Below are 23,375 nucleotides of genomic sequence, written 5' to 3'. Positions count from 1 at the left end.
TAGTATGTAAATGATTATTTATTGATTGTTGGTTAAAGCAGTAGTTACGTAAAAATCGGGGGTTACCCGGAAAGTTGCCGTAGCGGGCACTTGAGGTATTTCCTGCCACGCGGTAGTGGGTTCCAGCCATTTTTCCTGGTCGTTAACGGTAACTTTTACCGGTAAATTAAAACCCGGAACGCAGTTTGCCCAGCGGTAAGCCAGTTTGTTATTGCGCAACTGGTACTCGAGCTGCGGAATACGCACATCGCGCAAATATTGCTGGAAGAAAGTAGATAAGTCGCGGCCTGTTTGTTTACTTAAGTAATTTTCTATTTGGGCCGAAGTTACGGTTTGGTGGTAGAATTCTTTGTTCAAGCCGCGTAGCATGGCTCGCCATTTTTCGTCGTTATTTACTACCTGGCGCAGGGTGTGCAGCATGTTGGCACCTTTGTAATACATATCGCCGGAGCCACTGTTGTTTACGTTGTAATAACCAATAATCGGAATATCATTTTTTATGTTTTTGCGGGTACCAATTACGTATTCGCTGCTGGCTTTTTTACCGAAATGATAGTCCAGGAACAAGTTTTCGGAATAAGCGGTAAAGCTTTCGTGAATCCACATATCGGCCACATCTTTGTAGGTAATGTTGTTAGCAAACCACTCGTGCCCTGATTCGTGCACAATAATAAAATCAAACTTTAAACCCCAGCCCGAGCCGCTTAAATCTTTGCCTAAATAGCCATTTTGGAATTTATTGCCGTAGGTAACCGAGCTTTGGTGCTCCATGCCCAAATAAGGAACTTGCACCAGCTTATAACTATCTTCGTAAAATGGGTACGGGCCAAACCAATGTTCGAAGGCCTGCAACATGCGCGGTACTTCTTTAAATTGCTTTTTCGCTTTTTCTAAATCCTGGCGCAGCACGTAATAGTTACAATCCAAAACGCCTTTTTCGCCTTTATATTTTTCCGAAAAGTTTACGTAATCCCCGATGTTGATATTTACCCCGTAGTTATTGATGGGATTGGTAACGGCCCAGTGAAAAGTGCGGGTACCATCGTTATTCGGCACTACTTTCCGAAGCCGGCCGTTCGATACATCGGTTAACTTTTCGGGTACGGTTACGCTTATTTGCATGCTGTCGGGCTCGTCGTACATGTGATCTTTGCAGGGCCACCACAAACTGGCGCCATCGCCCTGGCACGAGGTAGCCACAAACGGATTGCCTTGCTTGTCTTGCTGCCAGGTGATGCCGCCGCTCCAGGGCGGGTTTTTACTAACCTGCGGCACCCCGCTGTAAAAAACCGCTACTTTATGCGATGTACCCGCATTTTGGGGTTCGTTTAAAGTAATAAAATACGCATTCCCATCGCGCTGAAAAGAAAGGGTTTTGCCATTTTGTTCTACTTTTTCGATTTTTAACGGCGGTTGTAAATCTATTTGCATGGTTTTCTGCGGCTCTACTACTTTGTACGAAATGGTATTTACGCCCCGAATGGTTTTAGCAGCAGGGTCCACGCGAATATCCAAATGGTAATGCGTTAAATCCCACCAGGCCCGCTCCGGCGTAATGGAACCGCGTAAGGTATCCTGGCGAGTAAATACCGACTTTTGGGCTTGCACTTGGTTTACTAGTAAAATTAACAGCAGCAGAATAAACCTGAGCCGGGCCGCCGCAAGCAGAGTGGGAGCTTTCATGATGCAATATAATTAAGTTTTACGGGAGTAAATACTTGCTGTAAAAGCAGGATACCGCATGTGCGATTACGCTATTTTTTAAATTTTGCTTGGGATTGGCATTCTTATTTCTCCGTGGAACCCGGAATTTCCCTCCTCCTACACCAAAGTGGTACTTATTTAATTACAATTTATAATACGGAGTAGATGCGGCTTTATTCAGATACTTAATCTTTAAAACTTAACTCAATGCCGTTAGCGATAGCGTAAACAAATTTGGTTACCGGCACTATTGGCCGATCTTCGTAAGGGCAATTAAACTTGGTTTTTAAAGCCAGCACTTTGTTAATATTTATGCTTAAACTAATTTTCCCGCTTACCCGGTTTCTAAATTGTTCAACTAAATCACTATAGCCTACCTGTAATTACTATGGCTAACCTTTTTTCGTAGTACTTATCCTCCCCCCTACCTCCAAAGAGGGACTTTTCTTCTGCTTAGGCTATCATAAACCTAATTTACTTTCGTGTCTACAAAAAGACTTTTGATAAATGACACTCTTTCCTGCGTAACTAAATAGGTTCCTCCTGAATGACACCGTTGATAGATAAATTTTTAAAAAATTAAATTTTTGCCAGCCTGCTATGCAACAGATAGCCTGAGCCCGGTGCAGAAACCGACGCTAAACTGTTCTGTTGTTCAGCGGGTTTTTAGCGTCTTGCGTTTTTTTGGTTCTTTTTGTGTCAAGACAAAAAGAACCAATACCTAAACTATAATACAACTTCAATCTGATACCAAGCAACAGTAAACGCTATGCGAACTAAGTAGTTGGTCGTTATTAGTTGTTCGCTGTTTGACTTATAAACTATTGATAACTAAAACATTACCTTGAAATATCCTTACGTTTATTTTTGTCCCGATACTTAGAATTAATTAGGAAGCAAAACAAAACTGCTTACTATGCGAACAGGTTTTTTAATTTAAGCTGACTCAATTGGCAAGGCAGAAAAGTAAATCCGCGCCAAATTAATCAATCAGAAATAAAGCTAAAGTCGCAACTATCTCGAACAAAACTTTTTTCAAAAAATCACTAAACTACACCACATACGACAACCGGAAATCCGGAATTTCAATATTAGGGTAACCAAAATCAGTTAAATCATTTTTCAACTGCTCCATCACACGTTTTTCGCCGTGCACTAAAAATATTTTTTTAATTTTTTCTTTGTCCTGGCACATCAAAAACTTGGCAATATCGCCGTAATCGGCGTGGGCGCTGTATTCTTTCATGACCATTATTTCGGCTTTTACCGCTACTTCTTCGCCGAAGATGCGCACGGTTTCCGCTCCTTTAAACAACTGCCCTCCCAAGGTAGAAGGCTCGCAGTAACCCGTAATAAGCACGGCACTGTTGGGATCGGCTAAATTATTTTTAAGGTGGTGCTGAATCCGGCCCGCTTCCATCATACCCGACGACGAGATAATGACACAAGGTTGGCCAAAGTGATTTAATTCTCGGGAATCTTCGGCTTCGGTAATGTAATGGAGCTGCGGAAAACCAAAAGGATCGGAATCAATTTTTAAATATTCCTGCATGGTATGGTTAAAATACTCCGGGCTGCTCCGCAATATATCCGTGGCGTAAACCGACAACGGACTATCCACAAAAACTTTCACGTTCTCGGGCAAACGGCCTTCTTCAGCAAGATAATTTAAGGAGTAAATTAGCTCCTGGGTGCGGCCAATGCTAAAAGCCGGAATCAGCAGCTTACCACCCCGCTCTACGCAAACTTTTTGCACAATCTGTTCTAAGCGTTCTTCGGTATTTTCCAGGGTATCGTGTATTTTGTCGCCGTACGTAGATTCGCACAAGATTATTTCGGCGGCCGGACAAGGCTGCGGTTCTTTTAAAATGCGGTTGGCAAAACGGCCAATGTCGCCGCTGAAACAAAGCGTGCGTTCCTGGCCTTGGTCCTGCAATTTTAAGTTAATAGCCGCACTGCCGAGTACGTGGCCTGTATCGGAAAAAAGTAACGCAATATCCTCGTCGAGGTGGTACCACTCGTTGTAAGGTACTGTTTGGAAAAGTTGCAAGGCATCTTCTACGTCGGCTTCTTCGTACAGCGGGGCGGTAATATCGTTGCTTTGTTGAATGCGGGCACTATCGCGAAGCAACAATTCGCACAGTTTTAAAGTAGGTGGCGTACAGAAAATAGGACCAGAAAAACCCATTTTTACGAGCCGGGGAATTAACCCGGAATGATCAATGTGGGCATGCGACAAAATCAGGTAATTAATTTTTTCCGGTTCAAAATCAAATTCGCGGTTATAATCGTCGTTTTTTTCGCCTTTGCCCTGCAGTAAGCCACAGTCGAGCAAAATACGTTTGCCATTTTCGAGCGTAACTAAATGTTTGCTGCCCGTAACAGTTTGGGCAGCGCCGTAAAAAGATATCGTCATAGTTGGTGAGAAGTAAAGATAAGGGAATGGCAGGTTCTACGCGGGTAAAGCCAGCTAGTTGCGGGTGTTTTAAAGGGCGCAGGTTAGGAGTTATTTAAATTTTTACGCCGGCCAAAAAGCGTTTAATTAGTAGTAATATTTAAACCAATAACAAAAGCAGCAGTAAAATTTAAAAAAGAATAAAATTTTAAATTTTTAGTTAAAACCAGATTTGGGTAGTGCGGTTGCAGTGGCTAGTTTTGCGACAGGTAACAGGAACTACTCTTAGTACGTACCTGAAAAAGGGCCAGCTCTTTCGGGTCACTAAATAGTTAAAACCCGGAAAACAGAAATGTTTACAGCCCTGCTTAAATTTTTAAAGTACTACTAGTTTAAAATAAATTGAACGCCTTTATTTCCATAACGATGAACAAACCAGTTATTTTTTTTGCTGCTCTTAGTTTTGCATTTTTAACCAGCTGTGGGGGCTCTAGCCAACAGCAACCCGGCGAAGAGTATTACGATGCTGATTACCGAGCCAAAGCCGACAGCGCTTACGATGAAAATTTAAAAAACCAACCTGCTGCACCAGCGCAAACGGCCACGGCAGCTAACGGCAACCCCGATACGAATAATGAAAAGTTAGGCACCACGGCCAGCACGCATTCGGCCGCTTCGGAAGCTCCCTCAGCAGAGGCGGATAAGTCGCAGGCCAGCAGCCCGGCAAAAACAGCGGGAGCGGCTCCTACTCAGGAAAAACCAGCAGAAGCCGCTAAGCCAGCGGCCACCCCAACGGCTACTGTAGGTAATTTTGAGAAAGGCAAAAGCCTTCTTGCCAAATCCGACTGTTTAGCTTGCCATAAAATAGATCAGAAGTTAGTAGGTCCTGCCTACCAGGATGTAGCCAAAAAGTATGAAGCCAATGCTAAAAACCTGGCTTATTTATCGAACAAGATTATAAAAGGCGGCGCGGGTGCCTGGGGCGATGTACCGATGAGTCCGCACCCTACCTTATCGCAGAGCGACGCAAAAGAGATGGCGCAGTATATTTTATCGCTGCGCTAAACATCTTTTATTTCTTCAAACAAGGAGCCCTCCATTATTCTTTTTGGAGGGCTCTTTGTTTTTGATTTACCCGTAACTCCAGCATTTTTTAAAATTTTAACTAACTAGGAGCTTCCGCGATCATCAGTAGAGTGTACTAATTGTAAACACCTGTCGTTTAGGTAAAAATTTAAAAATTAACCATCAGGTTGTCTGGCAGAAAGCTTTTATACCCGAGTCTGGCTGGGAAAATAGGGGAATTTCTGCTTTAAGATGAGTAAAAATTACTACTTTTATATTCATCCAGGTAAAATTGTTGAACTTTAGTATTTGTTTATGAAGGTAATCGCTCTTTTTATCGCATCTGTTTTCCTGTTACTTACAGGAGCACAAGCGCAACCTGTTGCTCCAGCTAAATCTTCCCCGAATGCTTTGCAATACCAATTTAATGCTTTAAAAAGCCGGGCTTCTTCTTACCGCGAGTTTAATCAGGATTACAAAGTGATACAGGTAAGGCGGCTCGATGCTTTCTGGCAAAATGTGCAGGACAGTTTAAAAGCCCGGGAACAAAATATCCGGAAAGCCGGCAAAGCTACCGAAAAAGCATTGGCCCAGGCCCGCCAAGATTTAGTTAACCAAAAAGCCGAGTTACAAAGTTTAAAGCAAGCCAATGCTCAAAAAGAACAACAAATTAAACAAACGGCTCACGACGTAAACAGCCTTTCGGTATTGGGCATAGACATGAATAAGCAGGTTTACGTGGTAATTAGTTGGATTATTATTCTGGGATTACTAGTGGTAGCCGCCGTATTTTCGTATTTATACAAGAAGAGCAAAGTAACTACCGACGAAAAAATAAAAGCTTTTGAAGAAGTAAACCAGGAGTTTACGGTACACAAACAAAGCGCCCGGGAACGGGAATTAAAAATAAAACGCGACCTACAAACCGAAGCTAACCGCGTAGCCGAGTTAAATCAGGAAATTGCCGTACTCCGGAAGCAGGTTTCGATGTAAAGTAGTTAGTAGTTTTTAAAAATAAATAATAGTTACTTTTTTAAAAGCGGTTCTTTGGAGCCAGTTCCTGTCTCCATGTTCTGGTGCTATCTAGTTTGATCAGTAGCCAGTTTGCCGGCACTGGCAGGCCCCGTTAAACCCCTCCCCCCTTCGGGTACCTCCCCTAAAAACAGGGGAGGAGACGCAGCTGTTGCTTTATTCTTTCCTTCCTTGTTCCGCTGCGGAATGTGGCTTTACGCCACACCGGAACCCTAGCAGGTGCTCCACAGCCAAACTGGTGTCAGTCGCCTTGTAGCTACTGCTTGGTTAGGAAGAGAGAAATAATTTAAGAATTTTATGTTCGCTGATTTGTGTAATTGGTTAAATCCCGTGAATTTTATTACACTACTCTTCATTCTAATCTGATTTAGCCAGAAAAGCCGTAGCTAAGTATAAACGACATCAGTTTGGCTGTCGAGGGCCTTCTAAGGTTGTGGTGCTGCATAGCAGCATTGTGAGGTACGAACAAAACAAGCTTAGACCAGCCCGGAAAAGCCAAACGGGGCCTGCCGGCCACGAGGCAAACTTGAAGTCAACCAGTTAGATAGCACCAGAACATGGAGACTTGAAAAGGCTGCACCGATCAGCGGTAGAAAACGAGCTTTATACAAACTACTATTTACTAACTGGTATAAACACCCACCACAACGTCGGAAATTTTAAATTTTACGGGCAATTAACAGGCCATCCCGGATAGGCAATAAAATATTTTCTACCCGGAAATCTTGCTGCACCTTTTGGTTAAAGTTTAGTACGGCTTGCGTGTCTTTATCTATCTTACCATTGCCTGCCGCTACTACTTTGCCGCTCCACAAAACATTATCGGTAATAATAAAGCCGCCCGGTCGCACTTTATCCAACACCAGATCAAAGTAACTGGCATTATTTATTTTGTCGGCATCAATAAAAACCAGGTCGAAGGGGTAAGGCAATGTGGGAATAATTTCCAGAGCTGGGCCCAGGTAATATTTAATTTTATCTGCTACGCCGGCCTCCGCAAAATACCGGCGCACCATCATTTCTAATTCGGCATTTACATCAATGGTGTGCACATAACCGCCGTCCGCTAAGCCTTCGGCCAAGCAAATAGCTGAGTAGCCGGTGTAAGTACCAATTTCCAGAATGCGCTGGGGCCGCAGCATGTGCGAAATCATAGCTAATAACCGGCCCTGAAAATGTCCCGAAAGCATCCGCGGCTTCAGCACGTTCACGTGGGTATCGCGGTTCAGTTTTTTTAAAATTTCCGGCTCCCCGGAAGTATGCTTTTCGACGTATTGCTGTAGTTCTATCGGCAGAAAATCCATTTTTGATTACGATCAGGTATTAGGTAGCAAGTATCAGATACTTAAAACAATTATCAAACTCTTACTCTAAAATTTTAAGTGATCAAGTTGGCCTGATTAAGTTAATTTTTTAAATTTTCCTGCTACTTGCTACCTGCTATCCAACACCTATTTTACCGGCACGTAATTGAGAATACTCAGGTTTTCTTCGCGCAAAACTTCGTTGGCAATCTCGGTGAGTTCGCTGGCTTTTATTTTTTTAATTTGATCGAAAATTTCGTTGAGGCTGTCTACTTTGTTCTGGTCCAGAATGCTTTTGCCCATCATCATCATTAAGCCCATGTTGCTTTCTTCGGCCATGGCTAGTTGCCCCATCAATTGTTCTTTAGCGGTATGCAATTGCAACGATCCCAGGGGTTTTTCGCGCAGTTTTTTTAATTCTTTCAACACCAGGCCAGTGGTTCGCTTTAGTTGCTTTTTCTCGGTGCCAAAGTAAATCCCAAATAAGCCGGTATCAATATAAGTGGCGTAGTTAGCGTCAATGGTATACACTAAACCGTGTTTTTCGCGCACCGCTAGGTTTAACCGGGAGTTCATGCCGGGGCCGCCGAGTAAGTTAGACAGCATAAAAAAAGCAATCCGTCGTTCGTCGTGCAGCGAGTAAGCCGGGCAACCTATTACGCAGTGGGCCTGGCTAATGGGCTTTTCCAGCGTTATAATATTTGGTTGATAGTTGGTAAAAGGCTGACGCGCTCGTTGCTTTTCTATCTGCGGAATTTCTGATAAAAACTTATCGGCCAGTTTTAAAACTTTCTCGAAAGGCCAGTTACTCACCGAACAGAACACCAAGGCACTGGTACTTAAATTCTGATCGATAAAAGCCTGAAAGCTAGGCTTGGTAAAGCTGGATACACTTTCTTTGGTACCTAGTATGTTATTGCCTAAGGGATGGCTGCCAAAAACAACATTATCGAACTCATCAATAACGGCGTCTTCGGGCGTATCGAGGTACATGGCCATTTCTTCCAGAATTACGCCCCGTTCTTTCTCGATTTCTTTTTTAGGGAAAACCGAATTAAAAGTAATATCGGTTAATAAATCAAAAGCTTTCTCGAAATGGCTTTCGAGCAAGGAAGCGTAAAAGCATAGTTTTTCTTTGGTGGTATAGGCATTTAATTCGCCACCTACGGTCTCGAGGCGGTTAAGTATATGAAACGATTTGCGTTTGGTAGTGCCTTTAAACGCCATGTGTTCCCAGAAATGGGCCAGCCCTTGTTGTTCCGGGTTTTCGTCGCGGCTCCCAATATCCAGGATAAAGCCGCAATGGGCAATTTTGGTATGGGTTACTTGCTTGTGCAGCACCCGGATACCGTTCGGTAAGGTATGAATATGATAATCAGGCATTCAGTCTATGTATTTCGGACGGCAAAGGTACGAAAATTTGCGGTAACCAGCAGCAGGGTTTTAGCGCCCCAGTAAGGTTTCGTATACTTGATTTATTTGCGGAATGGTGTGTTCGGCCCGGAATTTTTTAGCTTGGTCGTAACCCGCTTCTATCATGCGGTTGCGCACAGCTTGGTCGGTACTGGCTACCACCAACTGGTTGGCTAATTGGGCTAAGTCATTAGGCTCGGCGTACAAAGCCGCTTCACCACCCGCTTCGGTAAAGCAAGAACCCGTAGAAGTAACTACGGGCACGCCGCTGTTCATGCCTTCCAAAATGGGAATACCAAACCCTTCGAACAACGACGGATACACAAATACCTGCGCCAACTGGTAAATAGCCGGCAATTCCTGAAACGGAATGTACGGGAGAATATGTACTTTACCGGTAAGATTATTTTCCTGAATAAAATTTTCTATCTGGGCCGTATATGGCAGCTTTTTACCAATCAGTACAATATCGTGCGTATCGGTGAGGCTGGATTGTAACCACGCTTTTAAAAAATGCAAATGGTTTTTCCGGCGTTCCAGGGTTCCTACGCTCAACAAAAATTTATCGGGCAGGCGGTATTTTTCTTTAACGGTTTGTAAAACTGCCGCAGTAGCTCGTTGGTGAAAAATCGGGTTACAATCCTGGTAAATAACTTCTATTTTTTCGGGCGCAATGTTATAAAACTGCATTAGATCAGCCTGGGTTTGGCGGCTAATGGCTATAATTTTATCTGCGGATTGGCAAGCAGATCTAAACTTAGCGTTGTATATAACCCGGTCGTGCGGTTTATACAACTCCGGAAAACGCAGATAAATTAAATCGTGGATGGTTACAACCCGGCGCGCTTTAGTTTTTTTAAAAAAAAAAGGCAGCTCATTGCTTAAACCATGAAAAATATCCAGTTCAAATTTTTCAATGGAATTTACCAAACCGCCTAGCCGCCATACATCGGGTAATAAGCGATACAATCCGGTGGGTTTCACTAATTGCACCTGCGGCACCGGCGGTAAAAACTGTTGAAATATTTCGGCTTGGCGCGTCGTGTAAAGAAAATAGTTATTTTGCGGAAATTGCTTCTGCAGCGCGGCTATCACAAACCGACTGTAGTTGCCTAAGCCCGAGGTATTGGTAAATGCCCTTTTTGCATCAAATCCTATTTGCATTTTTTAAACTTATAGCCCGCAAAGGTAATAAGTAAACAGACACAAGTATTAAGATATTAGACACAAGACTTAATCTTAGTAAATGATTGTTATAAAGCAACTTACTGCAATACACGCCTGAGTATGAAGTATATACTTAATTCTTGTTCTTCTACATTAAACTTTGGAGTACTTCTTTTTTCTTTTTATAACTTACTATGGTTGCCACAACATAGCACCCAATTTGTCTTTTCCAGGAAGTTCTAAAAAAACGGTATCTTTACTTTCTATCTAATAAAGTAAAGGCATTTAAAACCTTTTGAAAATTTATTATGAAATACGAACAGATCCATTCTGAATTATTTATTTACAACCGCGCAAATTTTGCCAAACACCTGCAAAAATGCTCCCTGGCTGTTTTTCACTCGAATGATGTAATGCCCACCAATGCCGATGGTACCATGGCCTTTCGGCAAAACAACGATTTATTTTACCTGAGCGGCATTGACCAGGAAGAAAGTATTTTACTATTGTTTCCGGATACCCGTGATGTACGCCACCGGGAGGTGCTTTTTCTGCGGGAAACCAATGATTTAATTTTAACCTGGGAAGGCTACAAACTTACCAAAGAACAAGCGCAGCAAGTTTCGGGTATTAAAACCATTTACTGGCTCTCTGAATTTAAGCAGGTTTTTAACACCTTAATGGCCGAGGTTGAAAATGTTTACCTGAACACCAACGAGCACACCCGCGCCGTAGTAGAAGTAGAAACCCGCGATGCCCGTTTTATAAAATGGTGTAAAGAAAACTATCCCTTGCATCATTATTACCGGAGTGCTCCTGTTATGCATACCCTGCGGGCGATAAAATCCGATATTGAAATTGAACTGATTAAAAAAGCGTGCGCTATTACCGAAAAAGCTTTTTTACGCTTACTCCGTTTTATCAAACCCGGCGTAATGGAGTACGAAATTGAAGCCGAAATTGCGCATGAGTTTTTGCGTAACCGTTCGCGGGGCCCGGCTTACGGTTCTATAATTGCTTCCGGCACCAATGCCTGTATTTTGCATTACGTAGATAATAACCAAGAATGTAAAGACGGTGAAGTTATTTTGATGGACTTTGGGGCCGAGTACGCCAACTACGCCGCTGATTTAACCCGCAGCGTGCCGGTAAATGGCACTTTTACCAAGCGCCAGCGCGATGTGTACCAAGGCGTTTTAAACGTACTGGAAGCAGCTCGCAAGATGTTAGTTCCGGGCAATACCCTGGATCAGTACCACGCCTTTGTGGGCACCATTATGGAAAACGAACTAATTAAACTGGATTTGCTGAACGAGAACGATGTGCGCCACCAGGATCCGCAGCAACCTTTGTATAAAAAATACTTCATGCACGGTACTTCGCACTTTTTAGGTTTAGATGTACACGACGTAGGTAACAAATACCGCACCTTCGAGCCCGGTATGGTGTTTACCTGCGAACCCGGTATTTATATCCGCGAAGAAGGCTTAGGTATTCGTTTGGAAAATGATATTTTAATTACCCGCCACGGTCCACAGGATTTAATGGCGAGCATCCCTCTACAACCACAAGATATTGAAAGAATTATGCAAGAATCTTAATACCTTATATTCTGGCAATACTAAACTAAAAAGACCTTCCGGCCCAGTCTGGAAGGTCTTTCTGTTTTATTTTTCTGATTAAAGTTTCAACATTATAACAGCTTTCAGGCTTCCCGGTCCTAGTGCTGGACCACTAAGGCTCGATTTTTGAGACTAATTACAAATCAAAATACATTAAACCAATCGACTTTAATATTTTATCGTCGTATACAATCAATCCATTCCAAGTGGTCTAATTACCTTATACCTGGTAATAGTTATTATCAAGCGAGCAGTATTGTGCTTCTAATTAGATTTGTTAGAATTATTTTCCTTTATAAAGCATTTATAGCGAACAAAGTACACTTATTGTCGCTTAGCCTTATACTTACTACAACAGTAGGCAAAATGAGATTTAGCTTTTGATTATTAGAATTAGTACTAGTTTTGCAGCCCTAACAAAAAATGCGTATAGGGAAAATTTTTGTAAATAGATTGCCCTTGAGTAAAACTATTTAGACTTAAATAAAGTAATGATAGCAAAAATTATAAGCTAATAAGTTAAAGAAAAATAAGCTTAAAATGGGGGTAAATATTTAACTTACAAATAGTTATAGCAATAATCAAAGGTACTTAAATTTAAAAATTTATGGAAAAAACCGCAGAATAGGCAACATTTTTTAAATAAACAGGTATATATTCAAAATCTAATATTACACTACACTAAAATAATACTATGAAACAAATTTTTAAACGAGCAGGAGCAGTAGCATTAGGCCTTTGCGGTTTAGTAGCTACTACTACAAACGCGCAAACAGCAGACAAAAAATGGGCGATAGGTGCTCATGCCAACGTGGTTCAATACCGCGGTGATGATGGTTCTGAATTCTATGACAGCCAAGAAGGTAGAGTTGGTTATGGTTTAACTTTTTCACGTTACTTAAACCGGGCTCTGGACTTTTCCATTCAAGCAAATCGCTCCCGAATTGATTACAACAACAACGTATTAGGTGGTGGACCTTACGTTCCGGGTGGCCGGTTAAATTATTACTTCGATGGTCATATGACCACCGTAGTGGGTGCCTTTAAATTTAAGATTGGATCTTTAATTAAAGAAGGTGCTCGCTTTGACCCTTATTTGATGGCTGGTTACGGCGGCGCTTTTGCCAAAACCAGTGGCCGGGGTGGTTATGGCATGTGGCCTAGCCAGACTGGCTCTTACATTAACGACGGATCTTATGCAAATGACTTAGTTCTGGGCGCAGTTGGCCTAAACATTCGTTTCAGCGAAACAGTTGCTTTAACCTTACAAACTGGTCAGTTGTATTTATTTACGGACCAGTTAGATGGCTGGAGAGGCCAAGATGCCGATTTACATGATCGTTTTTTACAGCATACCGCTGGCTTAACCTTTAGCTTAGGTAAAGCCAAAGATGCCGACATGGACGGTGTGCCTGATAGAAAAGATAAATGTCCGGATACACCAACCGGGGTAAAAGTGGACGAAAATGGTTGCCCAGTTGATACCGATAAAGATGGCGTTGCTGATTACCAGGATAACTGCCCAGACGTAGCCGGTGTAGCTGCGCTGAATGGTTGCCCAGATAAAGATAACGACGGTGTAGCAGATGCCCAAGATCAGTGTCCGGATCAACCAGGTACTCCTGCCTTAAATGGTTGCCCAGATGCGGATGCCGATGGTGTAGCCGATGCCCAAGATCAGTGCCCGAATACGCCAGCCGGAACACAGGTTGATGCCAGAGGTTGCCCACTTGACTCCGATGGGGATGGTGTAAATGATGCTGATGACAGATGCCCAACCGTTGCTGGTACTGCTGAAAACGGTGGTTGCCCACGTAAAGTATTACCAAGAGGTAAAAACAGAGGCTCTGTAAAAGATACTACGTTCATCCGTTTCGAAACTAACAAAGCGGTATTGAAAAAATTATCTTTCAGAACATTAGATGATATCGTACGGTTCATGAAAGCTAACCCTGAGTTTACCATTAAAATTGAAGGACACGCCGATGCCCGTGGTACCGATGAATACAACATGGCTCTGTCACAACGTCGGGCTGATGCCGTATCTCGTTACTTAACTGCGAAAGGACGTTTAGCTAAAGCTCGGGTAACTACTGAAGCCTTAGGTGAATCACGGCCAATGGCTACCAACGATACTCCGGAAGGAATGGCTCAGAACCGTCGTGCCGAAATCCAGTTAGTAGTAACCGATGATTTAATGGTCGACGATCCTTCAGCTACTCCAAGTGGAACAACTCCAGGTAGCACTACTCCAGGAGGTACAACTCCAGGTGGAACTACTACTCCGGGTACTACAACACCAGGCACCACAACCCCTGGTACTACAACACCAGGAACTACCACTCCGGGTACAACTACCCCAGGTACTACTCCTAATTAATAACCCATTGCAAATAGATTTTTTATAATATTTTTTAAATTTAAAAAAGGCTGAACAGATGTTCAGCCTTTTTTTATGTTCCAAATCGCTGTAATTCTTAGAAATACTGAACTACTAATTTACGCAAGTATAATGCAAGGACAGATATTGATAAGATAGTTGCTCAGTCGGTACCAAAATTTTAAATAAAAAATCCTGCCTTTAATTAAAGAAGACAGGATTTAAACTTTGAAAGTAAAAGGTATTTTTTTTTTAATTTCAGGTTACCTGCACCCCTTTCCAAAAAGCTATTCTATTCTTGATTTTATCTGCTGCCGGCTTTGGATCGGCGTAATACCAGGCTGCATCTTTATTTTGCTGTCCATTTACTTCTAAGGTGTAATACGAAGCTTGTCCTTTCCACGCACAGGTTGTATGCGTATCCGAAGATATTAAAAACTTTTCTGTTACAGAATCCACCGGAAAATAATGATTATTTTCAACTATTATAGTATCATCACTTTCCGCAATTACTTCGTTATTCCAAATAGCTTTCATGTTCTTTCAAATTTAAATTAATTGCCCAGGCGAGTTTTACTGTTAAGTTACAAGTTAACCTTTCTGCATTTTAGCTGGTTTCTTAAATCTTTTGACTAAAGTTGTTCCACTAAATCCTAATGCTTTATAAGAATATACAAACGAAAAGTTTCTTTGTTTAGTAATCAACTAATTTGGCTTATCTAGTGGCGCGATAAAATTATTCGCTGGTGCTGCGTACAGGTCGTTCCAATTAACCGGACAAAGTAAATACCTGCTGCTACTTGTGTTTGAGGCGCCCACGTATATACATACTGTTTATTACCTTTGGCTTGCCCCTGGTATAAACTGCTTATTTCCCGACCTTGATTATCGTATATTTTTAAATTTACGAATTGCGTTTCTGGTACAGCAAAGGTAATTACTACCCGCTCCGTAAACGGATTAGGAGAAGTAAGTAGCGCTATTTGTTCTAAAGCTGGTTGCATATCGGAGTTAATGGCCGAGCCAGAGGCAAGTCGTTCTGCTTCCAAGCTTCGCCTCCGGGCCGGCTCGCCAACATAAGTTAGATTTACTAACCAAAAGTCGGTGCTGCCTTGACTTGGCTGGATCTTATCGCCGCTAATGCCAGAATTAGAGCGTCCGGCTAATAAATATCCTCCTTCAGTTGTAGTTACGATAGCGCGCAAATCTTCCGCGGCACTGCCTCCGTAGCGTTTGTCCCATAGCTTATTACCAGTAGACGTAGTTTTTACCACCCAATAATCGCTGCTGCCCTGACTGGTTTGACTTTTATCCCCGTTGTTAGCCGATAAAGATCTGCCTCCGAGTAAAAAACCACCATCAGCCGTATTAATAATGGAACGCAGCTCATCGTCGCTGCTTCCGCCAAACCGGTGATCCCATATTTTTGATCCGGTACCGGAAATTTTTAGGATCCAATAGTCTTTAGCGCCACGGCTGCTTTCACTTTTGTCGCCGCTTACACCAGAAGTGCTAAATCCAGCTAAGCAAAAATCACCCGCCGCTGTCCGACTCATGGAAAAGAACTGCTCTTCGCCGCTGCCGCCAAACCGACGATCCCATTGTTTAGTACCGCTACTGTTTACTTTTACTACCCAGTAATCCGAACTGCCCCGGCTGGCCTGGGTTTTATCACCATTAATACCGGACAGGGATGTGCCTGCGAGCAAAAAGCCGCCGTCGGAAGTTAAAGAAAAATCTTCCAGGTTATCGTTTAAATTACCCCCAAATCGCCAGTCCCAAATTTTAGTGCCACTGGTGTTTATTTTTAAAATCCAGAAGTCACGCCCGCCCCGGCTAGCCTGGCTTTTATCGCCGCCTACCGGCGAATCGCTGAATCCGGCTAAAATATACTCGCCGTTGGCTAATTGCATTACTCTGCGCAAATCTTCTAGGCCGCTGCCGCCAAAGCGCCGGTCCCACTGTTTGGTGCCGGTACTATTTATTTTTACTACCCAGTAGTCTTGGCCACCCCGGCTACTTTGGCTTTTATCACCGCCGGTGTTCGATAAAGAAGAACCAGCCAGTAAATAACCCCCGTCCTGGGTAGCGATAACTTGGTTGAGATAATCGTGGTTTGTGCCGCCAAAACGTTTATCCCATAGTTTGCGGCCACTAGCATCGGTTTTTACAATCCAGAAGTCGTTGTTGCCCCGGCCCTCCTGGGTTTTGTCGCCACTGTTGGGCGAAAGCGAGTGCCCCCCCAGCAGGTAGCCGCCATCGGCGGTATTAATAATAGAAGTAAAACTTTCGGCTTCTAAACCGCCAAAAGCGTTAGACCAGTTAAGGGTAGCCTGGGGCACTTCTTCTCTTACCTTGATAACCCAAAAATCAGTAAAGCCTTTGCTATTTTCGCTTTTATCGGACCCCGCATTTGAATCGGAAGTACCACCTACCAGGTAGCCGCCATCGGTAGTAGGAATAATAGCACTTAAAAAATCGCCATAATTCGTACCAAAAACGCCTCCTTCGCCGGTAACGCCACCAAAGGTTTTATCCCAGATTTTACCTCCGCTTTCATCTATTTTCACCAGCCAGTAATCATCGTCGCTGCGGTTCGCCTCGGTTTTATCTAAGCCAATGCCGGAGTTAGACGACCCACCCAGCAAATAAGAGCCGTTAGCAGCCACAATCATGGTGGCTAAATTATCGCTTTCACGGCTACCGTACGTTTTATCCCAGGCAATAGTACCAGTTGCACTTAGCTTGGCTACCCAGTAATCCGTTAACCCTTTGTTGCCCGCTGTTTTATCAGCAGTTATATCGGAATCAGAAGTACCGGCCAGTAAATACCCCCCATCCGATGTGTTTACCAGGGATTGCAGCACATCGGTAGCAAAGCCCCCAACTGTTTTATCCCAAATTCGGACACCTTTATCACTAACTTTTACTACCCAGTAATCATCGCTGGCAAAAGAGCCCCGGGCTGCTTCGCTTTTTTCACCACTTTTACCCGAAGCAGAAGTACCGCCCACCAGATATCCCCCATCCGTAGTAGTAGTTAGGGATTTTAAATTATCCCGGCCGTTGCCCCCAATGGTTTTATCCCAGAGTTTACTGCCGCTGCCATTAATTTTAATTAGCCAGTAATCCGAAGTATCGTAATAGTTTTCGGAAGTATCGCGGGTTACTTCGGTTTTATCACCGCTCTTTCCCGAACGGGAATAGCCACCTAAAAGGTAACCGCCATCGGTAGTAGGAATAATAGCTTGCAGCACATCTTCCTCTAAACCGCCAAAGGTTTTATCCCACAGTTTACGGCCATTTTCATCGATCTTTATTACCCAATAATCCGCGCCACCTTTGCTGTTCTGCGATTTATCGGCCCCAATATCGGAGTAAGAAGTACCGCCCAGCAAATAACCCCCACCTGGCGCGGCCACAATGGTCTCTAAACCGTCGAAACTATAACCACCAAATGCTTTATCCCAGATTTTAGTACCACTTGCGGTTAACCTGACTAACCAAAAATCGTTGCCGCCGATGCGTTCGGCTGTTTTATCTTCAAATACATCCGAATCGGAGTTACCCGCTAATAAATAGCCGCCGTCTGGCGTACGAACCATAGCCTCTAATGAAGAAGTGCCCCAGTAATCTTCATAATAATTTTTATAGCCGCCGAATGTTTTATCCCATTGTTTGGTTTGGGCCCACGTTTCGGAGATGAAGCAAGTTCCTGAAAAAATAACAAATACTACTAAAAGATATAAAAACTTTAAACGTAGAAAAGTTAAATTCATACACACAGAAAATAAGGTAAAGCATTTATCTAATTAAAAACAATAAAAGCACCAACCTGTAAACAGGCAATTACAGGATTTAATAAAATAAAGCGTGTTTAAACGTAACTTATACGCAAACCTGCAAGTGGAGGTATTTTTGGATTAGATTAATAGGTAAAAGGTTAACTCTTACTTAGGAATTAACTTTGTTGTAGCGATAAAGTTACAAAAAAGGTTTTGAACCATTAAGAAAGAAAAGCAGATTTATTATGCAAATAACAGCTGGTTCCACAGAGATAAACCTGAAGGTGGGAAAATTAGGTTTAAGTAGATATGTATAGTTATATTAAAGAAGCAAGAATACGATTTAACGATATATTAAAATTTTAATATTTAAGAGCCTTTTTTACGCAAGTACCTATTCCAGGGTGGCCAAAAATATTGCGAACGCCACACAGATGTGTTCTAAACTTACTGCCCGCAGCAGAATTTAAAATTTTTAAAATTAGGAGTTGTACTACTTAAACCGGTTTAGCACAAACTTTGCACACCGTACGCCGCCTATTTACCACGGCAGTACCCCGGGTAACAACTTCGGAGCCGGCTTTACAGCGTTTTAATACACTGCACGTTTTCCGGAGATGGTAGGTAGTGGCTCCGGCACTGGTACAAATAAAAACCCGACGCGAAGCATCGGAAGGCAGGGGAATAGCCTGGGCGGTACTGGCCGGATTATTGGCTTGCCGGCGCGATTTACGAAAATCCCAGGGAGCAACCGGGCGAGATTTTTCCCAGAGTCCGCGTCGGTTTTGCCGGGCTTCGGTTTCTAGTTGCGCTAGGGTTTGATCGCGGGAGTAAGCTTTATAATGCCAGGCATAACCATTGCGCACCAGTTCATTATTTAAGGTTCGCCCGTCGGGTAAAACAATGGTACCTACCGTACGGCCGTACCGATCCTGACCATCTACAATTAATTGAACTACTTTATTAAAACACAAATCGGAAGTAAACTGCCGGGCCACGGTACCGTAATCCTGATTTTTTTCGGGCGCATCTACCCCGAGTAATCGCACCCGCAAAGGCTTGCCGTCTTTTAAAAGCTCAATGGTATCGCCGTCTTTAATGGCAATAACTTTGTATCCAGTAGTAGCAGCTTCGGGGGTAGCGAGTAAAGTTTCGGGTTGCTTTTGCCGGCACGACCAGATGGCTAACCAAAACAAAAAGTAATAATAAGTGGGGTGAACCGAACGCAGGCGCTTAACTCTGTTCATAAGGCATTTTTTTAAATTTTTGCTCAAGAGCTGGCTTAGGCATACGCCTCCAGGTTATAACCCGATATTTTTAAAGTACTCTGCCCGCCTACTTGCTTACTTACCTGTATTTGCGTGTTGATGCGCTCTTTTAAAGCTTCTACGTGCGAAATAATACCAATGGATTTACCGCCCGCCTGTAAATTTTCGAGCGCGCTAATGGCTATATCCAGCGTATCGTTATCCAGGGTACCAAAACCTTCGTCGATGAATAAAGAATTAATCTGGGCTTTGCGGCCCGCCAGATCGGATAAACCTAAAGCCAAGGCTAAACTTACCAGAAAACTTTCGCCTCCGGATAAGGTATTCATGGACCGTACCGCATCGGCCTGGTAAGTATCCACGATCTGGAGTTCCAAATCCTGGGTAGGACTTTTTAAAATGCGGTACCGGGGATTTAACTTTAACAAATGCCGGTTCGCTAATTCGGTTAAGCGCGCCAGGGTAAGTCCTTGGGCAAACTTGCTGAATTTTTTACCATCGGCCGAACCAATGAGGGCAGCCATTTTATCCCAGCGCAAAAATTCTTTTTGTTGTATTTCTACCTGCGCGGCTGTCTCCTGGTACTTTATTTTTAGATCGGCGTCTTGTTTTAGCTGTAGCTGCCACGACCCAATTTGTTGATGGAGCTGGGCGATGCTGCTACTTAAACGTTCTACCTCGGTTTGTAAAGCAGCGTAGTTTACATCTGTTAATTGCAGCTCTTGTTCCCGGCGTAGGTCGGCTTCAGTTTCGGAGTATAATTTACGGGTTTCGGTAAGCGCCCTTTCGGCTTGCTTTTGCAGTAACTCAATGCGGTGGGCTTCGTCGTCGTTTAAAAAAAGTTGCACCAAGGTATCTACCGAATCTATATTATGGGCCTGTACGGAATGGTGTAATTGCGTTGTTAGCGTAGTAACCTGGGCCTGCACCCGGGTTAACTCGGTCTGCCATTGTTGCTGCCGGCTTTGGGCTAAGCGCATTTGCTCTTGTTTCTGCAGGAAAGCCGTCCGTAGATTTTCCAGTAGCTGCTGGTGCCGCGTTATATTTAATTTTAAACGCTCCCGCTCATCCTGCGGATTTTTATCGGCGAATAATTTTTGCCGGGCCGCGATTAATGTTGCTACGTTTACTTCTTCTTGCTGGAGTAACGCTAGTTGTTGGTTAAGCAGTTGTTCTTTTTGACTAATGGTTTCCTGCAGATTATTTTGTTCGGTTTCCGCTTGCTTTAAAGCCAGGTAAGCTTCCTGCAATTGCTCGGTTTGAGCAGCAAATGCCGCCGCCCGCTGGTGCAGATCTTCCTCAATGGCCTTACTTTTATCTAACTCAAAAGTAATCTTAAACCGGAGTAAAAAAGATTGTACTTGCCCCGTTACAGCCTTTTGCTGTTCCAGTAAATCGGTTACATCGGCGTGGAGGCGCTGTAACTGACCTGTGGCTTGTTCGGCCCGTTCCTGGGTACGGGTAATTTCGTGTTCCCTGCGGATAATCAGTTCTTTTTGCTCTTGCAGCTTGCGCTCTAAACCCCGGCTTTCTTCTTCGTTGCGCCGGAGGTTCGTTAATAATTGCCGCTGCTGCTGGTAGCGTTGCTGGTAAGTTTGCAATAACTCCTGAATAGCGGCTTTATCTTCGATGCGGCAGTTTTCCGGCACATTTTGCTGTACGGCATCAAATTGATTTTTGAGTTGCCCACCTTCGGTGCGCAGTTGCATGAGTTGCTTTTGTTCGTTGGTCTGCACTGCTTGCAGCGAGCTCAGGCGCGAAGCCAATGTTGTTTGTTGCGTGGTTAATTCTGTTACTACTTGCTGTTGTTGCCCGCGTTTTTGTTCGGCTTCGGTTACGTTGCTATGGTATTTATTTTCTACAAACGGATGATGCTCGGAGCCACACAGCGGGCAAGGTTGCTGCGGTTGTAATAGCTCGCGGTCGGCTTCGTACTTTTGAATTTGGCGTTGCAAGTCTACAATTTGCTGCAGATGCGTTAAGGTTTCGTGCGCTTGTTGCAGTTTGGCGCTTAGCTCATTAACTGAATGGCTAGTTTGGGTTAAGGCCGCCTGATTCTGAATCAGGCTTTCGCGTAATAGGTTGGCCTTTTCCTTGAGTTGACCGAATTGATCGGCTTTTAAATATTGTTGCTGCAGCAAGTTAAGCTGCGTGGGCAAAGCGTTGCAAGCGTTTTCCAGGTCATTAGCGGATTGGCCGTTGAGTAAATTTTTAAAATTTTCCTGGTACCGCAGTATTTGCTGGAAGAGGGCCGCCTGCGTTTGCCGATCCTGTTCTATTTGCAGGGTTTGCTCCAGTATAAACTGGTTGGCTGTTAGCTGAGTAGTTTGATGCAGCGTTTGTTCCCGGTACGTTTCCTGTAACCGACGATTAATATCGTGTAAATCTTTAACACCTTGCTGGTAGGTTATAATTTCCCGGTCCAGGTGTTGGGACGATAGGTTTTGTTTTAACCAGTTTTGCGCCTGGCTAATAGTTGTTTGAATTTGCTGCAAGGCTTGTAGCTTAGTAGCCTGCACTTTTTTTAAATTTTTTAATTCCTCATCGGCTCGCAGACAGCTTTCCTGGTTGTTCCGGAAATAGGCGCGGCTACTCGCTATAACGGAATCCTGACGAGTAACTTCGTGAAAAACGGGTTCGGCCTGATCGAGTTCCTGCTGCGCTTGTTGTACTTGTTGTTGGGCTAAAGCTAACTCCTGCTCTGCTTCTCGGGTTTGTTTTTGAAAATCGGGTAATAACAAACTAATATCGGTTAGGTCTTGCCCCAATTGCGCGGCCTGGTTTTGCGACGTTTTTATTTCGATTAAGGCTGGTTTAAATTGTAAAGCACGTTGATGCTGCTGTAATTTTTTAAATTCAATTTGCTGCGCTTCAAAGCTGGCTTCTAAAACTTGAAGTTCGGCTGCTAACCCGGTTTTTTTCTGTTGTAATTGCTCCAGCCGATTAAGCCAATTTAACTCTTGCTCCCGGGTGTTTTTTGCCTTTTGCTGCTCCTGAATCTGGTTTTGCAGTTGACTAACTTGCTGTTGAAAATTGGCTACCTGTTCTTCGGTTAGTAACTCGGTGTTGTTTAACTTGGCGCGTAATTGCTCCAGCGCTTTTCTTTCCTTATCGGCTTGCCGGTAAGCGCTTACCGAAATGCGGGAATAAATGCCGGTATCGGTAATTTTTTCGAGTAATTCGCTGCGTTCGCTTTCGCTGGCTTTTAAAAACCGGGTAAAATCGCCTTGCGACAAAATAACCGATCGCAAGAACTGGCTGTAATCTAATCCGCTGATTTCGGTTACTTTGGTGGGTACTTCGCTGGGTTTTAAATCCAGGGGGTTTTGATCTGGCAGCGCCAGTAACTCCATGTGGGTAGGCTGTATTTTACCGTCGGGCCTTTTCCGGCTCCGGTACAACGACCATTTAGCGCGGTATTGCTTTTCTTTTACTTCAAAATCTACTTCCGAAAAAGACTCGCCGGTGTGCCGGGTCATGATCTCGTACGCATCACGGTCGTGCCGATGTACCCGGCCAAACAACCCTACGGTAATGGCATCGAGTAAAGTAGTTTTACCGGCTCCCGTAGGACCAGTTATCGCGAATAAGCCGGCATCTACCAAAGGGCTCTGATCAAAACGGATTTCGTGTAAACCTTTCAGGGAGTTTAAGTTCAGGAAACGGACACCCAGTATCTTCATAAATATGCGTACAATGCCGGCTTAGCGGCTCCTCTGGTTTCTTAAAGATAAAGATGAAAAAGCAGATTCAAAAGAAATAACTGGTTAGTGCGGGACATACTTTACTCAACCATTTCTAAAAAAGCTAAGTAAAAGGACAAATTAAAATATACATTCCAATATTGAAAATACAAGGTTAAATTACTGATATTTAATTTATTATATTTTATTTTGTCTTAATACTTGTGTCTTACTACTTGTGTCCATTTACTTATCTACTGTTTGTTGAAAAATATTTATAAAATTTTTCAGCTAACCACCAGCAGGATTTAACCGGCTTGTATACTTTACAACATATAACACCTTGCCTGCTAGCTGCGGCTATTCTGTGGAGCCTTTTCAAGTCTCCAAGCATTGGTGCTTTCTTGTTTGAACAGGCTGAGTTTGACTCATGGCCGGCGGGCCCGTTTGGCTCTTTCGCACGGGCTAGCCTTCCTTTCCTCGTACCTCGGAATACTGCTGCGCAGTACCGGAATCCTAGCAGGTGCTCCACAGCCAAACTGCTGTCATTTTATTTT

The 23,375-nt window shown here is 43.5% G+C and carries 13 protein-coding genes; 4 read left to right on the top strand and 9 right to left on the bottom strand.

Going from position 1 to position 23,375, the window contains the following annotated elements:
- Nucleotides 1-18: 18 nt before the first annotated feature.
- Together AHMF7616_RS22855 and AHMF7616_RS22850 are read right to left on the bottom strand one after the other, a co-directional pair.
- Entirely contained in the window at nucleotides 19-1,683 is a 1,665-nt protein-coding gene (locus tag AHMF7616_RS22855) for a M1 family metallopeptidase (protein ID WP_115374994.1), read from the bottom strand.
- A gap of 1,072 nt (nucleotides 1,684-2,755) precedes the next feature.
- Complete coding sequence (locus AHMF7616_RS22850; RefSeq protein ID WP_115374993.1) at nucleotides 2,756-4,120, bottom strand: MBL fold metallo-hydrolase RNA specificity domain-containing protein; 1,365 nt, start codon at nucleotides 4,118-4,120, stop codon at nucleotides 2,756-2,758.
- Nucleotides 4,121-4,525: 405 nt separating this feature from the next.
- Here AHMF7616_RS22850 and AHMF7616_RS22845 point away from each other — a divergent pair, with 405 nt between their 5' ends.
- Both AHMF7616_RS22845 and AHMF7616_RS22840 read left to right on the top strand, forming a co-directional pair.
- Complete coding sequence (locus tag AHMF7616_RS22845; protein ID WP_115374992.1) at nucleotides 4,526-5,164, top strand: c-type cytochrome; 639 nt, start codon at nucleotides 4,526-4,528, stop codon at nucleotides 5,162-5,164.
- A 315-nt stretch (nucleotides 5,165-5,479) separates the two neighbouring features.
- On the top strand, nucleotides 5,480-6,157 hold the full coding sequence (locus AHMF7616_RS22840; protein WP_115374991.1) for a hypothetical protein: 678 nt from the start codon (nucleotides 5,480-5,482) through the stop codon (nucleotides 6,155-6,157).
- Nucleotides 6,158-6,855: 698 nt separating this feature from the next.
- Here AHMF7616_RS22840 and AHMF7616_RS22835 read toward each other — a convergent pair.
- The 3 genes from AHMF7616_RS22835 to AHMF7616_RS22825 all read right to left on the bottom strand — a co-directional run bounded on the left by AHMF7616_RS22835 (nucleotide 6,856) and on the right by AHMF7616_RS22825 (nucleotide 10,077).
- Nucleotides 6,856-7,500 (bottom strand): O-methyltransferase, encoded by a 645-nt coding sequence (locus AHMF7616_RS22835; protein WP_115374990.1) that lies wholly within the window; start codon nucleotides 7,498-7,500, stop codon nucleotides 6,856-6,858.
- Between the two features lie 147 nt (nucleotides 7,501-7,647).
- Entirely contained in the window at nucleotides 7,648-8,883 is a 1,236-nt protein-coding gene (locus AHMF7616_RS22830) for a M16 family metallopeptidase (RefSeq protein WP_115374989.1), read from the bottom strand.
- Nucleotides 8,884-8,943: 60 nt separating this feature from the next.
- Entirely contained in the window at nucleotides 8,944-10,077 is a 1,134-nt protein-coding gene (locus tag AHMF7616_RS22825) for a glycosyltransferase family 4 protein (protein WP_115374988.1), read from the bottom strand.
- Nucleotides 10,078-10,388: 311 nt separating this feature from the next.
- Here AHMF7616_RS22825 and AHMF7616_RS22820 point away from each other — a divergent pair, with 311 nt between their 5' ends.
- Together AHMF7616_RS22820 and AHMF7616_RS27840 are read left to right on the top strand one after the other, a co-directional pair.
- A complete protein-coding gene (locus tag AHMF7616_RS22820; RefSeq protein ID WP_115374987.1) occupies nucleotides 10,389-11,681 on the top strand; it encodes an aminopeptidase P N-terminal domain-containing protein in 1,293 nt (430 codons plus the stop codon).
- A 715-nt stretch (nucleotides 11,682-12,396) separates the two neighbouring features.
- On the top strand, nucleotides 12,397-14,082 hold the full coding sequence (locus AHMF7616_RS27840) for an OmpA family protein (protein ID WP_115374986.1): 1,686 nt from the start codon (nucleotides 12,397-12,399) through the stop codon (nucleotides 14,080-14,082).
- 258 nt (nucleotides 14,083-14,340) lie between these two features.
- Here AHMF7616_RS27840 and AHMF7616_RS22810 read toward each other — a convergent pair whose 3' ends face one another.
- The 4 genes from AHMF7616_RS22810 to AHMF7616_RS22795 all read right to left on the bottom strand — a co-directional run bounded on the left by AHMF7616_RS22810 (nucleotide 14,341) and on the right by AHMF7616_RS22795 (nucleotide 22,818).
- Entirely contained in the window at nucleotides 14,341-14,619 is a 279-nt protein-coding gene (locus AHMF7616_RS22810) for a DUF427 domain-containing protein (protein WP_115374985.1), read from the bottom strand.
- 182 nt (nucleotides 14,620-14,801) lie between these two features.
- Nucleotides 14,802-17,861, bottom strand: a complete 3,060-nt coding sequence (locus AHMF7616_RS22805; protein WP_115374984.1) for a T9SS type A sorting domain-containing protein — start codon at nucleotides 17,859-17,861, stop codon at nucleotides 14,802-14,804.
- Nucleotides 17,862-18,364: 503 nt separating this feature from the next.
- Nucleotides 18,365-19,114, bottom strand: coding sequence for a thermonuclease family protein (locus AHMF7616_RS22800; protein ID WP_115374983.1), 750 nt, complete (start codon nucleotides 19,112-19,114; stop codon nucleotides 18,365-18,367).
- Between the two features lie 35 nt (nucleotides 19,115-19,149).
- Nucleotides 19,150-22,818 (bottom strand): AAA family ATPase, encoded by a 3,669-nt coding sequence (locus tag AHMF7616_RS22795; RefSeq protein WP_115374982.1) that lies wholly within the window; start codon nucleotides 22,816-22,818, stop codon nucleotides 19,150-19,152.
- Nucleotides 22,819-23,375: the final 557 nt, after the last annotated feature.

Source organism: Adhaeribacter pallidiroseus (genome assembly GCF_003340495.1).
GTDB lineage: Bacteria > Bacteroidota > Bacteroidia > Cytophagales > Hymenobacteraceae > Adhaeribacter > Adhaeribacter pallidiroseus.
This window is presented reverse-complemented; position numbering and strand designations above follow the sequence as displayed.

Excerpts from the sequence above, each read along its gene's own strand:
- AHMF7616_RS22855 (WP_115374994.1), bottom strand. The coding sequence starts at position 1,683 with ATGAAAGCTCCCACTCTGCTTGCGGCGGCCCGGCTCAGGTTTATTCTG.
- AHMF7616_RS22850 (WP_115374993.1), bottom strand. The coding sequence starts at position 4,120 with ATGACGATATCTTTTTACGGCGCTGCCCAAACTGTTACGGGCAGCAAA.
- AHMF7616_RS22845 (WP_115374992.1), top strand. The coding sequence starts at position 4,526 with ATGAACAAACCAGTTATTTTTTTTGCTGCTCTTAGTTTTGCATTTTTA.
- AHMF7616_RS22840 (WP_115374991.1), top strand. The coding sequence starts at position 5,480 with ATGAAGGTAATCGCTCTTTTTATCGCATCTGTTTTCCTGTTACTTACA.
- AHMF7616_RS22835 (WP_115374990.1), bottom strand. The coding sequence starts at position 7,500 with ATGGATTTTCTGCCGATAGAACTACAGCAATACGTCGAAAAGCATACT.
- AHMF7616_RS22830 (WP_115374989.1), bottom strand. The coding sequence starts at position 8,883 with ATGCCTGATTATCATATTCATACCTTACCGAACGGTATCCGGGTGCTG.
- AHMF7616_RS22825 (WP_115374988.1), bottom strand. The coding sequence starts at position 10,077 with ATGCAAATAGGATTTGATGCAAAAAGGGCATTTACCAATACCTCGGGC.
- AHMF7616_RS22820 (WP_115374987.1), top strand. The coding sequence starts at position 10,389 with ATGAAATACGAACAGATCCATTCTGAATTATTTATTTACAACCGCGCA.
- AHMF7616_RS27840 (WP_115374986.1), top strand. The coding sequence starts at position 12,397 with ATGAAACAAATTTTTAAACGAGCAGGAGCAGTAGCATTAGGCCTTTGC.
- AHMF7616_RS22810 (WP_115374985.1), bottom strand. The coding sequence starts at position 14,619 with ATGAAAGCTATTTGGAATAACGAAGTAATTGCGGAAAGTGATGATACT.
- AHMF7616_RS22805 (WP_115374984.1), bottom strand. The coding sequence starts at position 17,861 with ATGAATTTAACTTTTCTACGTTTAAAGTTTTTATATCTTTTAGTAGTA.
- AHMF7616_RS22800 (WP_115374983.1), bottom strand. The coding sequence starts at position 19,114 with ATGAACAGAGTTAAGCGCCTGCGTTCGGTTCACCCCACTTATTATTAC.
- AHMF7616_RS22795 (WP_115374982.1), bottom strand. The coding sequence starts at position 22,818 with ATGAAGATACTGGGTGTCCGTTTCCTGAACTTAAACTCCCTGAAAGGT.